This is a genomic window from Streptomyces sp. NPDC049687, assembly GCF_044465285.1.
Lineage (GTDB): Bacteria > Actinomycetota > Actinomycetes > Streptomycetales > Streptomycetaceae > Streptomyces.
The window spans coordinates 146038-163005 of record NZ_JBITLN010000006.1 but is presented as its reverse complement, the minus strand read 5'-3'; the positions used below and the strand labels follow the sequence as shown (position 1 = coordinate 163005).

Here is a 16968-nt window from a genome sequence, read left to right as displayed (position 1 = left end):
CCGGAGGGCGGGGTTCGCGAACGCCAGGTCGCCGTCGAGCTGCACCAGGGCGTCGTGGACCGCCGGGTGGCGTGCGGCGAGGTCGAGGCAGGCACGGGCGAGGGCGGGGACCCGGGCGCGCGGGCCGTCCACGGCGGAAGTCGCTGCCCGCGGCGCCGCGGCCATCTCGGCGGCTCCTTCGAGGGCTACGGCGCCGATGATCTCGCGCTTGCCTCGGCAGTGGCTGTGGACACGTGCCTCAGGACGGCTCCACGCCGCGGACCCGGGCCAGAACGTCCCGGATCATGTCGGCGCTGATCGTGAAGTGGTCCCGGGCGATCTCCTCGGCTCGCTCGGGCTCACCGGCCGCGATGGCCTCGTACAGGGCCTTGTGGTCCTGGCTGGCCCGGTGGAAGTGGGTCCGCTCGCCCTTTCCCCAGGGCTCCACCGGGAAGCCGAGGCTGATCCGGGCCAGCAGGTCCCGGCTGAGCATGACGATCTGCGGATTGCCCGTGGCCGCGCAGACGGCCTGGTGGAAGGCGCTGTCGGCGGTCTGTTCGTCGCGCGGGGTCCGCGCCGACAGATAGGCGGTCAGGGCGTCCCGCATGGGTTCGAGGTCGCCGGGGCGCCGCCGCCGGGCCGCCGTCGCGGCCACCATGCCCTCCACCAGTCCCCGTAGGTCGAAGAGCTGCTCGAACTCCTCCCAGCGGCTTCCCCTGGCTCACCCTGGCCCTGCTGTACGCCGGGATCTACGCGCGCCTGCTGCGCGGGGAGGTCGTCACCGCCCTGAACGAGGACTACGTCCGCACGGCCCGCGCCAAGGGTCTCTCGGAGCGCCGCATCCTCGTCCGGCACGCCCTGCGCTGCTCGCTGATCCCGATCGTGTCGTTGTTCGGCCTGGACTTCGGCGCGCTCGTGGGCGGCGCCGCGTTGCTGACCGAGGTGGTCTTCGGCCTGCCCGGCATCGGCAAGCTCACGTTCGACGCGCTGCAGAACCTGGACCTGCCCGTGATCATGGGAACCGTCCTGTACGCCGCGTTCTTCGTGGTCCTCGCCAACGCCCTGGTGGACATCCTGTACGCGCGACTCGACCCGAGGGCCCGCCATGCCTGAACCCCTGCTGGACATACGGGACCTGCGAGTGTCGTTCCGCACCCGCACCGGAACGGTCACGGCCGTCGACGGACTCTCCCTCTCGGTCGCCCCCGGCGAAGTCCTCGGTGTCGTGGGCGAGTCGGGCTCGGGCAAGAGCGTGTCGATGCTCGCGGTACTGCGCCTGCTGACCAGCCCGAACGTGACGGTGTCCGGCGAAGTCCTCTTCCGGGGGCGGGACTTGCTCGCTCTTCCCGACAAGGAGATGCGGACCGTGCGGGGCCGGGAGATCGCCATGGTCTTCCAGGACCCGATGACCGCGCTGACACCCGTGCACACCGTGGGCGGGCAGATCGCCGAGCAGATACGGGCGCACGAGCAGGTGTCCCGCAAGGAGGCGCACGCCCGGGCCGTGGGACTGCTCTCCGACGTCGGCATCCCCGACGCGGCCTCCCGGGCCAGGGCCTACCCGCACGAGTTCTCCGGCGGCATGCGCCAGCGCGCCGTGATCGCGATGGCCCTGTCCTGCTCCCCGGCGCTGCTGATCGCCGACGAACCGACCACGGCCCTCGACGTGACCGTGCAGGCGCAGATCCTCGACCTGATGCGGGAGCTCAACGCACGCGGCTCGGCCATGGTCCTGATCACGCACGACATGGGAGTGGTCTCCGAGATCGCCGCCCGGGTCCTGGTCATGTACGGCGGCCGGGTCGCCGAGGAGGGACCGCGCCGGGCGGTGTTCCACCGTCCGCGGCACCCGTACACCTGGGGGCTGCTCGACTCGGTGCCCCGGGTGGGCGGTCCCCGGCTGCGACGGCTGCCGACCATCGCGGGCGTGCCCGTGTCGCCGGGCGACCTGCCGCGCGGGTGCGCGTTCGCGCCGCGCTGCCGACTGCGGCACGGGCGGTGCGAGGAGTTGCCGGCCCTGTCCCCGGGGCCCGGTGACGACGGGCACCGCGACGCCTGCTGGCTGCCGCCTGACGACCGAGCGGCGCTGCGGGAGACGGCACGGACGGCGGCCATGGACTCGGAGACGGAAGCGGAGGTGGCACCGTGACCACGCACGACCTCACGGCGGTGGACGAGACGGCGGGCCCGCGCGGCGAGGTGCTGCTGCGCGCCACGGACGTCGCCAAGCACTATCCGCTGCGCCCGGACGGGCTCGCCCGGCGCCGCAGGGTGCTGCGCGCGGTGGACGGCGTCTCGCTGGAGGTGCATGCAGGGGAAACGCTGGGTGTGGTGGGCGAGTCGGGCTGCGGCAAGTCCACGCTCGGCCGCTGTCTGGTCCGGCTGACCGAACTCAGCGGCGGGCGGGTGGAGTTCGACGGCCGGGACATCAGCACCCTGTCGGCACGCAGGCTGCGCCCCGTCCGTCCGGGGATGCAGCTGGTCTTCCAGGATCCGCAGGCGTCGCTCAACCCCCGCCGCCGAGCCGGGGACATCGTGGCGGAGCCACTGCTCGTCCACCGCTACGGGACGGCCGCGGCGGTCCGGCGTCGGGTCGCCGAGCTGTTCGACGTGGTGGGCCTGGCGGCGGCGCATCTGGACCGCTATCCGCACGAGTTCTCCGGCGGGCAGCGTCAGCGCATCGGCATCGCCCGGGCCCTGGCCACCGCCCCGAAGCTGATCGTCGCCGACGAGCCGGTGTCCGCGCTGGACGTGTCCATCCAGGCCCAGGTGCTGAACCTGTTCGCCGACCTCCAGGAGGAGTTCGCCCTCACCTACGTCTTCGTCGCCCACGACCTCGGCGTGGTCCGCCATGTCTCGGACCGGATCGCCGTGATGTACCTGGGCGAGATCGTCGAACTCGCCGGCACGGAGGCCCTGTACGAGTCCCCCGCCCACCCCTACACCCAGGCGCTGCTCTCCGCGGTCCCGGACCTCGACGACGGGAGCGCGACGTCACCGGCCCGGGAACGCGTCGTCCTCACCGGCGAGGTGCCCAGCCCGGCGGACAAGCCCACGGGATGCACCTTTCACACCCGTTGCCCTTACGCGCGGGAGCGCTGCGCGCTGGAACGGCCGCCGCTCGTCCCGACGGCCCCGGGGCGCCTGGCCGCCTGCCACTACCCGCTGACCGGAGCGGCCGTCTGACCGGTCCTGCGGGACGGCCACAACCGGATCTGGCAGACCGGGGCCGTCAACCGGGACTGGGACGGGACCTGGACCCTCGTGGGGTTCTCGCTCCCGGAGCCGTGGCGCGGCGGGCGGCACGATCTGCGGTCCCGGCCGACAGCAGCCCTGAGCGGGGGCGCCGGTCCAATGGGCCGGCGCCCCACGCCGTGTGTCACCTGCCCCAGATCTTCCGGTACGCCTCCCGGTAGCCCGACGGGTCCCAGGTGGTGGCGCCGCCGCTGTTGTCGGCCGTGGCGATGTGGACGGGGGCCACGTAGCCGCTGGCCGGCCGGCCGGAGAGGGCGCGGTTGAACTCGTCGACGATCTGCCAGCCCTGCAGGGACAGCGGTTCGGGCACGGTGGCCGCCTGGTACTGCCGGCTGTTGACGCGCTGGAAGGCGGACGGATCGCCGTCACCGGCACCGATGTTGAAGGGTGGCCCGGAGCCCTTCTCGCCGGCCGCGCGGAAGGCGGGGGCGGCGTCAGCGAAGTACAGGTCGTTGATGGCGACGGAGTGGGTCCACCTGCTCCCGAAACGGGCGAGGAGCGAGGAGATCTCCCGGGGCGTGCGGCTGCCGGCGTCAGGGATCGGGATGTTCTCGTACGCGAGGAGCTTCACACCCCGACAGGTGGCTAGCTCCTTCCTGATCAGCTCGGACTTGTTCCGGGCGAACGGGATCGAGGCGTCGGTGATGAGGACGACCCCGGCACGGCCGTTCGAGTCGGAGATGATCCACCGCGCGCTGACCCCGGCCACGTCCTGGACGCGGGTGGTGACGTTGGTGAACAGCTCGGGCCGCCGGCTGGGGCCGGGCGCGGCGAGCGCGTGCCAGCCGACGAGCGGGATTCCCTCCTCGTCGGCCCGCGCGACCTGCCCCGACGTGGAGCTGGGATCGAAGCCGCCGATGACGATGCCCGAGGGCCTGAGGGCCACGGCCTCGCTCATCGCCGCCTGGATGCCGGCGGGGGTGCCTCCGCCGTCGATCACCCGGACGCTCCAGCCGATGACCCGCGCGGCTTCCCGCACCCCCTGAGCGGCGCCCGCCACTCCGGGATTGGTCATGGTCTGGGCGACGTAGACGAGGGTCCTGCCGGGCACTGCCCGGGGTCCGCCGGTCGGCCCGTCCCAGGGGACATCGGTCTGCTCCGCCTGCCTGACGGCGGCCTGGGCCCTGGCCTGGACGGCGGGGCAGCCGCTGGGGCCCGTGGCGGACTCCACGGGATCGCGCGACGAGCCGCGCTCGCAGCCGGCGAGCACGGTCGCCGTTGCCAGCAGGGCGGCACAGATGGCGAGCCGGACCTTGGGGACGCCGGGGATGGCGCTGCGGTTGCCGTGCACGGGGGCTCCTCGCGTGGGACAAGCGGGAGGACCGGGGGGACGCGGTCGGGGCGGATGCAACGGGGTGGGGCGGGTCAAGGAGGGGTGTCCGCCGTACCCCCGTCCTGCGTCGGCGACGAAGGTGGCCGAGGGGAGGCGTCAGGCGCGTCGCGGGCCGCGAAGGCGCCGCTGCGCAGCCGGCGGCGGGCGGCGTATCCGGCCAGGCCGACCGCGACGAGCAGGGTGCCGCCGTAGAACAGCGGGACGGTCCAGAAGTCGGCGCCCAGCTGTCCGATGCCGGTGAGTCCGACGGCGAGGACGGCGACGGCCACCAGGGTGCCGAGGGCGTTGGGCCTGCCCGGTTTGATCGCCGTGGAGCCGAGGAGGGCGCCGGCGAAGGCGGGCAGCAGGTAGTCCAGCCCGACGCTGGGATTGCCGATCTGCTGCTGGGAGGCGAGCAGCACCCCGGCGAAGCCGACGATCAGTCCCGACGTGGCGAAGGCGTAGACGGTGTACTTGCGGGTCGGGATGCCGACGAGGTCGGCCGCACGCGGGTTAGAGCCGACGACGTACAGGTACCGGCCGAGCGGCAGCCGCTCCAGCACCAGCCAGAGGACGACGGTGAGGACGAGGACGTAGAAGGCGGGTACCGGGAGGCCGAGGAACGTGGAGTCGTAGAGGTCGGTGAAGGCGGCCGGAAGGCCCTGGGGGCCGGGGACGATCCGGCCGCCGTCGGTGATCCAGCCGGTGACGGCGTACAGCATGCTGCCGGTCCCGAGGGTGGCGATGAAGGAGTCGATCCGGCCGAACTCGACGATGACGCCGTTGAGGACGCCGACGACGGTCCCTCCGGCGATCACCGCGAGGCAGGCGAGCGGCCAGGGCCAGCCGTCGTGGACGACGAGCCGCATCACCATCACGTGGGCGAGACCGAGGCCGTAGCCGATGGAGAGGTCGAAGGCGCCGGTGACGATGGGAACCATGGCGGCGAGCGCGAGGATCGCCGGGATCGACTGGGTGGACAGGATGGAGTCGACGGTGTCCCGGGTGGGGAACGTGCGCGGCAGGGCGAGGGAGAAGACCAGGAAGAGCAGGGCGGTGAGGGCGAGCAGGCCGTAGGCGCCGATGAGCTGTCCGGCCGGCCGGTGCCGGGCGGTCACGGGTGCGTCCCGGTGGCGGTCGGGGGCACGGCCGAGGCCGCCCGGGTCAGCTCGGCCACCGTGAGGGCCGTACCGCTCAGCTCGGCCGTCACGGACCCTCGGACGAAGACCAGGGCGCGCCGGCACACGCCCGCGACCTCCTCGAAGTCGGTGGAGACCAGCAGGATCGCGAGGCCGGCGGCCCGCGCCTCGTCGAGCAAGCGGTGGACCGCCGCCTTGGCGCCGACGTCCACGCTCGCCGTCGGCTCCTCGAGGATCAGCAGCCGCAGGCCGGTCCGGAGCCACCGGCCGATCATGACCTTCTGCTGGTTTCCGCCGGAAAGGATCGCAAGGGGTGCCTCGCTGTCGCGCGGGCGCACCGCGAACCGTTCGATCAGGGCAGCGGCCTCGGCACGTTCCCGGCGGGGGCCGATCCAGCGCAGTGCCGACCGGCCGCCCGCGCGGGGGTCGGGCAGGAGGTTCTCCCGTACGGTCAGGTCGGCGAGGCAGCCCTCCCGCAGTCGGTCCCCCGGGACGAGGCCGACGCCGAGCCGGACGGCGTCGGCGACCGTGCGGGGGCGATAGGGCCGGTCGCCCAGACGGACGCTTCCGTCGAGGAGGGGGAGGGAACCGGCGAGGGCCCGGCCCAGTTCCCCGTGCCCGGCGCCCGAGAGACCCACGAGCCCCAGGGCCTCCCCCGCCCTCACCTCCAGGCTGACCGGTCCCGCGTCGGCGGTCCGTACGCCGTCCAGGGTCAGCACGGCCGGCCCGACCGCCGGAGTCGCGGCGGGCCGATGGCCGGCCGGTTCCGCGCCGACGATGTCGTGGACCAGGCGGGTGGGGCTGTGGCCGGCGAGCGGGCCGTGGCTGACGAGACGGCCGTCCCGCAGGACGGCGAAGGTGTCGGCGACCTCGTAGACCTCGTCCAGGCGATGGCTGACGTAGAGGATGGCGTGCCCCCGATCGCGCAGGGTGTGCAGGACGCGGAACAGCCGGGCGCAGTCCGGGGCCGGGAGGCGGGCGGTCGGCTCGTCCAGGACGATCAGCCTGGCGCGGGCCGTCAGGGCCCTGGCGATGGCCACCAGCGAACGCTCGGCGGGCGCGAGCCGCGCGATCGGCGCGTCGGGGTCGAGCTGCCCGGCGACGGTCCGCAGCGCCTCGGCGGAGCTCTCGCGGGTCCGCCGCCAGGAGATCAGCCCGGCGCGGCGCGGATACCCGGTGCCCAGGGCGATGTTCTCGGCGACCGTCATCCACTCGACGAGACCGAGGTCCTGATGGATGAAGGACATGCTGCGGGCGGCGGCATGACTTCCCAGCGGGTGCCCGTCCACGGTGATCCGTCCCGAGTCGGCGTGGTGGACGCCGGCGAGCACCTTGATGAGCGTGGACTTTCCGGCGCCGTTGGGCCCGAGGAGGGCGAGAACGCTGCCGGCGTGGATGTCCAGGTCGACCCCGGCCAGCGCGCGGGTCCCGCCGAACCGCTTGCCGAGTCCGCGGATGCGGACGACGGGCTCCGACGCGAAGGGCGCGGCCGCCTTCGCAGACGGGCCGGGAGCGTCATGCATGAGGGGATACTATCTACACGATTCACGCCATTTCTGACATTTGCCTACGCGGCGTCGAGCCCGCATTCGGCCCAGATGACCTTCCCTTCCGGGAGATAGCGCGTGCCCCAGGTCCGGGACAGCTGAGCGACGAGGAACAGGCCGCGTCCGCCCTCGTCGGTGCCGGCCGCCCGGCGCAGGTGCGGGGCGGTGTTGCTGGTGTCGGAGACCTCGCAGATCAGCGTGCGGTCGTGCAGCAGCCGTACCCGGATCGGTCCGCTGCCGTGGCGGATGGCGTTGGTGACCAGCTCGCTCAGGATCAGCTCGGCGGCGAACGCGGCCTCGTCGATTCCCCAGTCGGTCAGTTGCCGGAGGGCGGACGCGCGGACCTCACCGACGAGCGCGGGGTCGGCGGGCAGGTCCCAGGTGGCGACCCGGCGCGGGTCCAGGGCGTGGGTGCGGGCGACGAGCAGGGCGATGTCGTCGCACGGGTGGGCGGGTGCCACGGTGTCCAGGATGGCCTGGCAGGTGTCCTCGGGCGTGCGCTCCGGGTGGTGGGCCAGGGCCCCGCGCAGCTGGTCGAGGACGAAGTCGACATCGCGGTGCCGGTCCTCGATGAGTCCGTCGGTGTAGAGGACCAGCTGGCTGTCCTCGGGGAGGTCGATCTCGACGGCGTCGAAGGGCAGTCCGCCGAGGCCGAGCGGGGGCCCGGCGGGCAGGTCGGGATAGGACACGCTGCCGTCGGGGTGGACCAGCGCGGGCGGCGGGTGGCCGGCGCGGGCCATCACGCACCGCTGCGAGGTGGGGTCGTAGATGACGTACAGGCAGGTCGCGCCGATGATGCCGGCGCCCTCGCCGTCGGAGTCCTCACGGTCCAGGCGCGCCACGAGGTTGTCGAGGTGGACGAGAACCTCGTCAGGCGGGAAGTCGAGCTCGGCGAAGCTGCGGGCGGCGGTGCGCAGCCGGCCCATGGTGGCGGCGGAGAGCATGCCGTGGCCCACGACGTCGCCGACCAGGAGGCCGATCCGGGCACCCGAGAGGGGGATGACGTCGTACCAGTCCCCGCCCACGTCGGCTTCGGCGGGCAGATAGCGGTGGGCGACCTCGACGGTTTCCTGGTCGGGCAGCCCGTGCGGGAGCAGTCTGCGCTGCAGAGCCAGGACCATGGCGCGTTCGTGCGTGTAGCGCCGGGCGTTGTCGATGGACAGGGCGGCGCGGGTGGCGAGCTCCTGGGCCAGTGAGCGGTCGTCGTCCCCGAAGGGGGCGGGCTCCTGACCGCGGTAGAAGCTGACGACGCCCAGGACGACACCGCGCGCCACCAGCGGGACCGCGATGAGCGAGTGCACGTGGTCCAGCAGCTCTCCGGTGTGCTCGGGGTCCTGCACCAGCCAGCCCGCGGCGCTGCTCAGGTCCGGTTCGAGCACCGCCCGACCACCGGTCAGACAGCGCAGCTGGGGCGCGGTGGGGCCGAAGTCGGACCGCTTGCCGACCGGGGTGAAGGGAAGGTCGTCGCGGATGCCGTGGACCACCGTGCGGCGCAGGTCGCCGACGGGGTCGGCGGCCTCCTCGCCGCGCAGTACGGCTTCGGGCAGGTCGACGGTGACGTGGTCGGCCAGTCGCGGAACCGCCGTCTCGGCGAGTTCCTCGGCGGTGCGGCGCACGTCCAGGGTGGTGCCGATGCGGGCGCTGGCCTCGGACAGCAGCTCCAGCCGTCGGCGCGCGGCCAGGGCGTAGGCGCCCACCTGCGGCTCCCCCACCATCAGGAGACCTGTGGCCGAGGGCGGTGATTCGCGGTTCCGGTCGGCCGTGCCGTCGGCGGGCTCCGGCGGTGCGGGGCGCCCGTCCGCCGCGCTGTCGGCGCGGCGCGCCGATTCGGGATGCCCGTCCGCCGCGGACGGCGAGGCGGCCGAGAGGTGTGCGAGGCCGAGGCGGGGGACGGCTGCGGCGGGCTCGGCGCGCAAGAGCGGCAGGGCGTCGTCCTGCTCCGGGATCACGAGGGGCTGACTGCGCCGCAGACCGGGGAGTACGGCCTCGATGGCGACGCCCTCCACCCCGGATGCGGTTGTCATCGGGCGGCTCACGAGGGTGACCCGGCTGCCGTCGGGCAGGGGCACCTCGACGGCGGCCCGCTGTGCGCGGGAGATCAGCTCGGCGGCCTTCTCCATGAGGACCGCCCGGTCACCGGCGGGCAGTTCGAGGGCCGGCACGTCCACCGCGCCGCCACGCTGCGGCCCGACAGCCGCGCCGGGTCCGCCGGCCAGGTACGCCCGCAGCAACTCCCGCTCCCGCGCCGAACTCTGCCCCAGCAGCCGCCGCTCCATCGCCCGGGCCGCCTTGCGGATCACGGTGCCCAGTGCGGGGTTCTCGAGGCCTCGGGGATAACCGAAACACAGGACGCCCTCGATGCGCCCACTGAGCGGGTCACGGACGGGAAGCGCGACGCAGGCGTTCGCCTGGGAGCGCTCGGCGAAGTGCTCGGCGCCGTAGACGCGGATGAGCTGCCGTTCGGCCAGGGCGAGACCGATGCCGTTGGTGCCGGCGAACTGTTCGGCGAACACGAAGCCCGGGACTCGCTGGATCGCCGGAAGGCGTCTGGCCAAGGACTTCTCCCCGAAGCGGCGCAGCAGGACCGTTCCGCTCGCGTCGGCGACGGAGATGTTGATCTCGCTGCCGGAGAACAGACACTGCAGTCGGTCCAGCACCGGTACAGCCGCGCGGACGATCGGGCCGTCCGGCTCGAAGTCCTCGCGGAAGGGCAGGTCGGACCCGTCCGGCGAAAGACCCTGGGTCCTGCAGCGCTGCCACGAGTCCAGGATCGACGGCCGCACACCCTGCTGGACGGTTTCCCCCTGCATGAACCGCTCACGGAAACCAGCGGGCCCCGTGCCGCTTGTCGCACGCCCTGCCGGTATCGACATCCTGCCCGACCGAACCACGCTTCGCCTCACTCGCGCCTTCGCCCATCCACCTTGCCCGAGAATCCGACAATGACGAGGATACGGACATAGAGGGCGGGAGTCATTGCCCTTCGCTCACCGCGACGGCGCGTATGTCCCCCGTCACCGGACCGTTGTCGGGCTGTCGGCCGAGCGCGCGACGTCACCGGGCTGCGCGAGATGGACGTCGCCGGTGCCGCGGCCCCACCCCGCCGTATGCGGCCACGCGGACCAGGTGATTGGCTGTCCCCAGTTCCGTCAGCCAGTCCGTTCGAGGGAAGGCCCCAGACATGAGCAATGCCTACGCACTCGAGTACAAGGTCGTCACCTTCCGCGAGTCACTGATCGGAGACGCGCTCGACAGCGACAAGTTGGAGAAGGTTCTGAACAAGCACGCCGAGGACGGCTGGGCGCTCAAGGCGATCACGTCCGCCGACGTCAAGGGCCGTATCGGGCCCGGTGCGGTCGAGGGCCTGCTCCTCACGCTGGAGCGTCCGCGCCGCTGACGGTCTCGATACGCTCCGCCGGGGGGGTGTGATGGATCTGCGGGTGGGTGACGTCGTCAGGATCTCCTGTCCGTTCACGGAGGCCGTGGTCACGGAAGGGCAGCGGCCAGACGGGCAGGTCGTCCTCAGGTGGCCGTGGTGGTCGCTCGACCCGGACTGCGAATGGATCCACTGGAACGGCGAGGTGGCCGTCGACGGTGACGCGGGGCAGGACGAGCAGCACCGTGGGCTGTTCCGCACCGATCCGGCGCCTCACTGGCTCACGAGGGGCGACGTGTGCCGCGTCGGCATCCCGCCTACGCTCGTGCACGTCATCGACGTCGCCCGCTACTCCCCGCCCCAGGAGACCGGCCGGCTGCCGCGTCCCCGTCGGCTGGTGGTCGTCCTGCCCGCCGGCCACTCGTTCGACCCGCACCTGGAGGAACAGGGCGAGAGTTTCGACCCCGACGACGACATCCCCCTCGCCTTCGACCCGGTCTTCCGCCCTTACGCATTCCTGGAGCCAGGCGACGAGGTCGCCGACGACGCCGGCCGCGCCTGGCGCTTCGACGGCCCGTGGGACTGGCATCCGTTCGACGACGCCGAGCCCCACGAACCCGCCTGGCCTCTCACTCTCCTCACCCGGCACGCTCGGCTCGCCGGGACGCCCGGCGAAGCGGAAGCCGTCGTCGCCCATGCGACGAGCACCGGCTCTCACCAGGAGGAATGCGCTCGCTGGAGGGCCGTCTCCCGAGCCAGCCCTCCGGGGAGCTATCCGAGGAAGGACAACCGAACCTGACGGTCGGGATTGTCCTTGTTCGTGTCCACCAGGCACACCGACTGCCACGTCCCGAGTTCGAGCCTCCCGGCCACGACCGGCAGGGTCGCATGGGGCGGGACGAAAGCCGGGAGGACGTGGTCACGGCCATGGCCCGGGCTGCCGTGCCGGTGCTGCCAGCGGTCGTCGGCCGGGAGCAGGGTGTGCAGGGCGGCGAGGAGGTCGTCGTCGCTGCCGGCGCCCGTCTCGATCACGGCGATGCCGGCGGTCGCGTGCGGAACGAAGACGTTCAGGAGGCCGTCGCGGCCGGCTGCCGCCTCCCGCAGAAAGGACTCACAGTCCTGGGTGAGGTCGACGACCCTCTCCCGGGCGCCGGAGGCGATGTGCAGTACTCGGGTGGTGAACGCATCTGACATGCCCCCATCCTGACCCATACGCCCGGTTCCACACCTGCCCGACCGCCCGGAGGGCGGTACGGGAAGTCCGATGCGCGAGACGGCCGTTGACCATGGCCATGCCGCTTGGCTACGTTCAGCCCATGTTGCGTTCAGCCCTGCTCACCACGCGCGGTCACATCGACCTGCTGCGGGTGGCCTCCGCCGCGTGTCGCCGCGGCTGCTGACGCCTTTTCACTCTCCTTCTGTTTCCCCTTGGCCCGCCCCACCCGCACGTCCGGCATGAGCTGAACTCCCCGTGACGCGGCGGCGCCGAGGTACGCCCGCCCCCACCCACCGGCGTCGTTCGTTCCCGTGGAGCCCTCATGAGCATCAGCCATGCCCCACCCGAAACTCCCGAGCCCGACATTTCCCCTATATCCGCCTCGAAGGCCGAGAAAGCCGAGAAGGCCGGCAAGGTCAACGAGGACGCCAGGGGCGGCCGGGGCAGGGACGACGTCAGCGTCGGCCACGACCTCGCCCTCGTCACCCTGCTCCCCCGCTCCTCCCGCCGCACCCGTCTCCCCCGCTGGCTGCGCCGCACCACCGGCCCCCTCCTGCTCCTCCTGCTGTGGCAAGTCCTCAGCACTGCGGGTTTGTTGACAGCCGACGTCCTCGCCTCTCCCGGCCGGATCGCACAGGTCGCGGGGGACCTGGTCTCCGACGGATCGCTCCCCTCGGCCATGGGCACCTCGCTCCAGCGCGTCGCCGTGGGGCTGCTGCTGGGGACGGCCATCGGTACCGGACTCGCCCTGGTGTCGGGACTGTTCCGGCTCGGCGAGGACCTGGTCGACGCCCCGGTGCAGATGCTGCGGACCGTGCCGTTCGTCGGTCTCATCCCGCTGTTCATCATCTGGTTCGGCATCGGCGAGGCCCCGAAGATCGCCATCATCACGCTCGGAGTGACCTTCCCGCTGTACCTCAACGTCTACGCCGGTATCCGCGGCGTCGACGCGCAACTGATCGAGGCCGGTGAGTCGCTCGGGCTGTCGCGCTGGGGACTCGTGCGGCATGTCGTGCTGCCGGGTGCGCTGCCCGCGGCGATGACCGGGCTGCGTTATTCGCTCGGTATCGCCTGGCTCGCGCTGGTCTTCGCCGAGCAGATCAACGCCGACTCCGGCATCGGCTTTCTGATGGTGCAGGCACGGGACTTCCTGCGCACCGACGTGATCGTGGTCTGCCTCGTCGTCTACGCCTTCCTCGGCCTGCTCGCCGACTTCGTCGTCCGCTCCCTCGAAAGGCTGCTGCTGCAATGGCGACCGACGTTCACCGGCCGGTGACCCGGCAGGCCGTGCATGTCGAGGGGCTCACCCGCTCCTTCGACGGCCGTGCCGTCATCGACGACCTCCGACTCGACATCCGGCCGGGCGAGTTCGTCGCCCTGCTCGGCCGCAGCGGCTGCGGCAAGTCCACGCTGCTGCGCGTCCTCGCGGGGCTGGACCGCGACATCGAGGGCACTGTGCTGGTGCCGCGCCGCAAGGCCGTCGCCTTCCAGGCGCCACGGCTGATGCCGTGGAAGAAGGTGTGGCGCAATGTGCTGCTCGGGCTGCCGGGCCGGCCCGCGCGGCCCGTCGCCGACCAGGCGCTGGAGGAGGTGGGGCTCGGGCACCGCTCCGACGCCTGGCCCAAGACCCTCTCCGGCGGTGAGGCCCAGCGCGCATCCCTGGCCCGCGCGCTGGTGCGCGAGCCCGATCTGCTGCTGCTCGACGAGCCGTTCGGCGCGCTCGACGCACTGACCCGCATCAACGCCCAGCGGCTGGTCGGCGAGTTGTGGCAGCGTCGCGGCTGCGCCGTCCTGCTCGTCACACACGACGTCGAGGAGGCGGTCCTGCTCGCCGACCGCGTCCTGGTGATGGACGGCGGGGTCATCGCCCATGAGCAGCGGATCGACCTCGACCGCCCGCGCGACATCGCCGACCCCCGGTTCGCCGGACTGCGCGCCGGACTGCTGCGCCGCCTCGGCGTCGACCCGGCCGCCGAAGCCGCCTGATCCCCCACGCTCCCTCCCCGCTTTCGGAAACGGATTCCCCATGCGACGACGACTCGTCCCCGCTGCCCTGCTCCTCCCCCTCGCCCTTCTGCTCACCGCCTGCGGCGGAAACGCGTCCGCCGGCACGGGCGGCGACACGGACGGCAAGGGCTCTGTCACGCTCGACGTCGGAGATCAGAAGGGAGGTTCCGAGGCCGTCCTACGAGCCGCCGGAGAGCTGAAGAACCTCGACTACAAGATCAAGTGGTCCACGTTCACCTCGGGCCCGCCGCTCCTGGAAGCCGTCAACGCCAAGGCCGTCGACATCGGCGGCGTCGGCAACACCCCGCCCGTCTTCGCGGCCGGCGCCGGCTCGAAGATCACCGTCGTGGCAGCGTTCCACGGCACGTCCAAGGGCGACACCGTCCTCGTGCCGAACGGCTCCAAGCTCACCGAGCCCGAGCAGCTCAAGGGCAAATCCGTCGCCGTGGCGCAGGGGTCCTCCGCGCACTACCAGCTGGTGGCCTCCCTCAAGGCGGCCGGGCTGACCCTCGGCGACGTCAAGGTGAAGTACCTCCAGCCGGCCGACGCCCTGGCCGCGTTCACCTCCGGCAAGGTCGACGCGTGGGCGGTCTGGGACCCGTACACCTCACAGGTGCTGCAGGCCAAGCAGGGGCGGGTGCTGACCACCGGCGACGGCATCACCAACGGCCTCACCTTCCAGGCGGCCGCGCCGTCCGCCCTGAAGGACAAGGAGAAGGCTGCCGCGATCAAGGACTATCTGGAGCGGCTGCGGCGCGCCACGGACTGGGTCTACGACCATCAGGAGGAGTGGGCGAAGGTCTGGGCGAAGGAGACGGGGCTGCCGTACGAGGTGGCGCTGGCGTCGGTGAGGCGGACGAACGCCAGCCGGATCTCCGTCGCGGTCGACAAGCCGCTCATCGCCTCCGAGCAGCAGATCGCCGACACGTTCACGGAGCTGAAGCTGATCCCCCGCAAGGTCGACTTCGCCGACTTCGTGGACACCCGCTACAACGGTGATCTCCCCGCCTCCACCACTGCCGCACGCGTCTCCTCGTAGATCCGCGGTCCGGGCCCCCCGCACTGGGAAGATCCGTACGGGCCGCACTGTTGGTAGAAGCGTGAACGAAACACGTGAGGTCGAGGTGGTGGTGACAGGCGCCGGTCAGGCCGGACTGGCCGGCGCCTATCACCTGCGGCGCACCGGTTTCGAGCCGGAGCGCGACTTCGTGGTGCTGGACCACGCTCCCGGTCCGGGCGGCGCCTGGCAGTTCCGGTGGCCCTCACTGACGTACGGCAAGGTGCATGGCATGCACGCGCTGCCGGGCATGGAGCTGACGGGGGCGGATCCCGCGCGGGCGTCGTCCGAGGTGATCTCCGAGTACTTCGACACCTACGAGCGCGCCTTCGACCTGCGGGTGCGACGTCCGGTGGAGGTCCGCGCCGTGCGCGAGGGGGCTGCTGGACGGCTGCTCGTCGAGACCTCCGACGGTACGTGGTCCACGCGCGCCCTGATCAACGCGACCGGGACCTGGGACCGGCCGTTCTGGCCGCGCTATCCCGGCCAGGAGACCTTTCGCGGACGTCAGCTGCACACCGCGCGGTATCCGGGGCCCGAGTCGTTCGCCGGGCAGCGGGTGGTCGTGGTGGGCGGAGGCGCGTCCGGTACGCAGCACCTGCTGGAGATCGCGCCGTACGCCGCCGCCACGACATGGGTGACGCGGCGGCCTCCCGTCTTCCGCGAGGGGCCCTTCGACGAGGAGGCGGGCCGCGCGGCGGTCGCGCTCGTGGAGGAACGGGTGCGGCTGGGGCTGCCGCCGAGAAGTGTGGTGTCCGTGACGGGGCTGCCGTTGAACGACGCGATCCGGCAGGGCCTGACGGACGGGGTCCTCGACCGGCTGCCGATGTTCGACCGGATCACCCCGCAGGGCGTGGAGTGGGACGACGGGCGGCGGGTCGACGCCGACGTCATCCTCTGGGCGACGGGTTTCCGGGCCGCCATCGACCATCTGGCTCCGCTGCGGCTGCGCGAGCCGGGCGGCGGGATCCGGGTCGAGGGCACCCGCGCGGTCGCCGACCCGCGGATCCATCTGGTCGGCTACGGTCCGTCGGCCAGCACCATCGGCGCCAACCGGGCCGGACGCGCGGCCGTACGGGATATCAGACGGCTGCTGGCCGAAGGGGCCGCAGAGCGGGAACCGGAGCAGGCCGCCGCCTGACATCCCGCCGCGCCGGCCCGGCTGCTGCCCCGCACCGTCACGTCACCTGGCCGCCGCCTTCGCCGCCGGGCTCTGCTGGTTCCGGTTGAACTCGGCGACGTTGCGCTTGTGCTCCTCGTAGCTCGCGGTGAAACGGGTGTCGCCCGGCTTGACCGTGACGAAGTACAGCCAGTTGCCCGGGGTGGGGTTGATGGCGGCCCGCATCGCCTCCTCGCCGGGGTTGTCGATCGGCGTCGGGGGCAGGCCCATGCGCTGGTAGGAGTTGTAAGGGCTCTCGATACGGGTGTCTCTCCCCGTGGTGCGCACCGTGAAGCGGTTCAGGGCGTAGTTGATGGTGGAGTCCATCTGCAGCGGCATCCCTCGCTCCAACCGGTTGAAGACGACCCGGGCCACCTTCCCCATGTCCGCCTTGGTGGCGGCCTCCGCCTGGACGAGGCTGGCGATGGTGACCGCCTGGTAGACGTTCATCGCGTTGCGCTGCGCGCCTGCGGCGATCGGCGCCCCGTTGAACCTCTTGTTCGCCGTGTCGACCATGTACGCCAGCAGCGACTCGGGGGTCGCCTTCTTGTCCAGCGGATACGTCGCCGGGAAGAGGTAGCCCTCAGGGTTGCCCTCGGCGTCGTTCGGCAGCTTCAGGGCGGCCTTGGGCAGCGCCTTCCTGGTGGTGCCGGCGGGCAGGGCCAGGGCCTTGTCGACGGCCTCGTAGATCTGGCCCGCGCGCCAGCCCTCGGGGATGACGAGGGTGGTCGGCTTCTTCGGGGCCTCCTCCTTGTGCTCCACGCTCAGCAGCGGCACCGCCACGGCGGTACCGGCCACGACGGCCCCGGTCGCGACGAGGGCCAAACGGCCCCGGCGCGTCAGTCGAATCGTGCTCCGTGGCGGAGTGTTCATCTCCATGCGGGCACGGTAACCCTCAAATGGTCACAAACCCGACATAAC

General features: G+C 72.2%; 16 protein-coding genes and 3 pseudogenes. 11 read left to right on the top strand and 8 right to left on the bottom strand.

The window, feature by feature from the left end; genetic code table 11:
* Positions 1–15 precede the first annotated feature (15 nt).
* Together ACIBVL_RS20265 and ACIBVL_RS20260 are read right to left on the bottom strand one after the other, a co-directional pair.
* A pseudogene (locus tag ACIBVL_RS20265) lies at positions 16–231 on the bottom strand (TetR family transcriptional regulator); the annotation flags it as partial.
* A gap of 7 nt (positions 232–238) precedes the next feature.
* Positions 239–658 (bottom strand): annotated as a pseudogene (locus ACIBVL_RS20260) (FadR/GntR family transcriptional regulator); the annotation flags it as partial.
* A 47-nt stretch (positions 659–705) separates the two neighbouring features.
* Here ACIBVL_RS20260 and ACIBVL_RS20255 point away from each other — a divergent pair.
* From ACIBVL_RS20255 to ACIBVL_RS20240, 4 genes and pseudogenes are all read left to right on the top strand, one after another.
* Positions 706–1092 carry an ABC transporter permease gene (locus tag ACIBVL_RS20255; protein ID WP_399098867.1) on the top strand — a complete coding sequence of 129 codons (387 nt, stop codon included), beginning with the start codon at positions 706–708 and terminating at the stop codon, positions 1090–1092.
* Complete coding sequence (locus ACIBVL_RS20250) at positions 1085–2128, top strand: ABC transporter ATP-binding protein (protein ID WP_399098584.1); 1044 nt, start codon at positions 1085–1087, stop codon at positions 2126–2128. The genes ACIBVL_RS20255 and ACIBVL_RS20250 overlap by 8 nt, the downstream gene beginning before the upstream one ends.
* Positions 2125–3165, top strand: coding sequence for an ABC transporter ATP-binding protein (locus tag ACIBVL_RS20245; protein WP_399098583.1), 1041 nt, complete (start codon positions 2125–2127; stop codon positions 3163–3165). The genes ACIBVL_RS20250 and ACIBVL_RS20245 overlap by 4 nt, the downstream gene beginning before the upstream one ends.
* Before the next feature lie 3 nt (positions 3166–3168).
* Positions 3169–3336: pseudogene (locus ACIBVL_RS20240) on the top strand (PaaX family transcriptional regulator); the annotation flags it as partial.
* A gap of 22 nt (positions 3337–3358) precedes the next feature.
* Here the strand turns inward: ACIBVL_RS20240 and ACIBVL_RS20235 are convergent.
* The 4 genes from ACIBVL_RS20235 to ACIBVL_RS20220 form a co-directional block, all read right to left on the bottom strand.
* Complete coding sequence (locus ACIBVL_RS20235) at positions 3359–4525, bottom strand: substrate-binding domain-containing protein (RefSeq protein ID WP_399098582.1); 1167 nt, start codon at positions 4523–4525, stop codon at positions 3359–3361.
* Between the two features lie 74 nt (positions 4526–4599).
* Positions 4600–5664 carry an ABC transporter permease gene (locus ACIBVL_RS20230; RefSeq protein WP_399098581.1) on the bottom strand — a complete coding sequence of 355 codons (1065 nt, stop codon included), beginning with the start codon at positions 5662–5664 and terminating at the stop codon, positions 4600–4602.
* Positions 5661–7208, bottom strand: a complete 1548-nt coding sequence (locus ACIBVL_RS20225) for a sugar ABC transporter ATP-binding protein (RefSeq protein WP_399098580.1) — start codon at positions 7206–7208, stop codon at positions 5661–5663. The genes ACIBVL_RS20230 and ACIBVL_RS20225 overlap by 4 nt, the downstream gene beginning before the upstream one ends.
* A 44-nt stretch (positions 7209–7252) precedes the next feature.
* On the bottom strand, positions 7253–10123 hold the full coding sequence (locus tag ACIBVL_RS20220) for a SpoIIE family protein phosphatase (RefSeq protein WP_399098579.1): 2871 nt from the start codon (positions 10121–10123) through the stop codon (positions 7253–7255).
* Between the two features lie 290 nt (positions 10124–10413).
* Here ACIBVL_RS20220 and ACIBVL_RS20215 point away from each other — a divergent pair, with 290 nt between their 5' ends.
* Positions 10414–10629, top strand: coding sequence for a DUF4177 domain-containing protein (locus tag ACIBVL_RS20215; RefSeq protein WP_399098578.1), 216 nt, complete (start codon positions 10414–10416; stop codon positions 10627–10629).
* A gap of 31 nt (positions 10630–10660) precedes the next feature.
* The gene (locus ACIBVL_RS20210; RefSeq protein ID WP_399098577.1) at positions 10661–11407 is read left to right on the top strand and encodes a hypothetical protein; all 747 of its coding nucleotides are present in this window, start codon (positions 10661–10663) and stop codon (positions 11405–11407) included.
* Here the strand turns inward: ACIBVL_RS20210 and ACIBVL_RS20205 are convergent.
* Positions 11380–11802 carry a secondary thiamine-phosphate synthase enzyme YjbQ gene (locus tag ACIBVL_RS20205; protein ID WP_399098576.1) on the bottom strand — a complete coding sequence of 141 codons (423 nt, stop codon included), beginning with the start codon at positions 11800–11802 and terminating at the stop codon, positions 11380–11382. The two genes, ACIBVL_RS20210 and ACIBVL_RS20205, sit on opposite strands and share 28 nt — an antisense overlap.
* Before the next feature lie 92 nt (positions 11803–11894).
* On the opposite strand from ACIBVL_RS20205, the gene ACIBVL_RS20200 reads away from it, so the two are divergent.
* From ACIBVL_RS20200 to ACIBVL_RS20180, 5 genes are all read left to right on the top strand, one after another.
* On the top strand, positions 11895–12008 hold the full coding sequence (locus ACIBVL_RS20200; RefSeq protein WP_399098575.1) for a putative leader peptide: 114 nt from the start codon (positions 11895–11897) through the stop codon (positions 12006–12008).
* Between the two features lie 138 nt (positions 12009–12146).
* The gene (locus tag ACIBVL_RS20195; RefSeq protein ID WP_399098574.1) at positions 12147–13100 is read left to right on the top strand and encodes an ABC transporter permease; all 954 of its coding nucleotides are present in this window, start codon (positions 12147–12149) and stop codon (positions 13098–13100) included.
* Positions 13073–13810, top strand: a complete 738-nt coding sequence (locus ACIBVL_RS20190; protein WP_399098573.1) for an ABC transporter ATP-binding protein — start codon at positions 13073–13075, stop codon at positions 13808–13810. The genes ACIBVL_RS20195 and ACIBVL_RS20190 overlap by 28 nt, the downstream gene beginning before the upstream one ends.
* Positions 13811–13850: 40 nt before the next feature.
* Positions 13851–14870: an ABC transporter substrate-binding protein gene (locus ACIBVL_RS20185; protein ID WP_399098572.1), complete on the top strand. Its 1020-nt coding sequence runs from the start codon at positions 13851–13853 to the stop codon at positions 14868–14870.
* Positions 14871–14931: 61 nt separating this feature from the next.
* Positions 14932–16029, top strand: a complete 1098-nt coding sequence (locus tag ACIBVL_RS20180; RefSeq protein WP_399098571.1) for an NAD(P)-binding domain-containing protein — start codon at positions 14932–14934, stop codon at positions 16027–16029.
* Positions 16030–16071: 42 nt separating this feature from the next.
* Here ACIBVL_RS20180 and mltG read toward each other — a convergent pair whose 3' ends face one another.
* Positions 16072–16926, bottom strand: coding sequence for an endolytic transglycosylase MltG (gene mltG / locus ACIBVL_RS20175; RefSeq protein ID WP_399098570.1), 855 nt, complete (start codon positions 16924–16926; stop codon positions 16072–16074).
* Between the last annotated feature and the right edge of the window lie 42 nt (positions 16927–16968).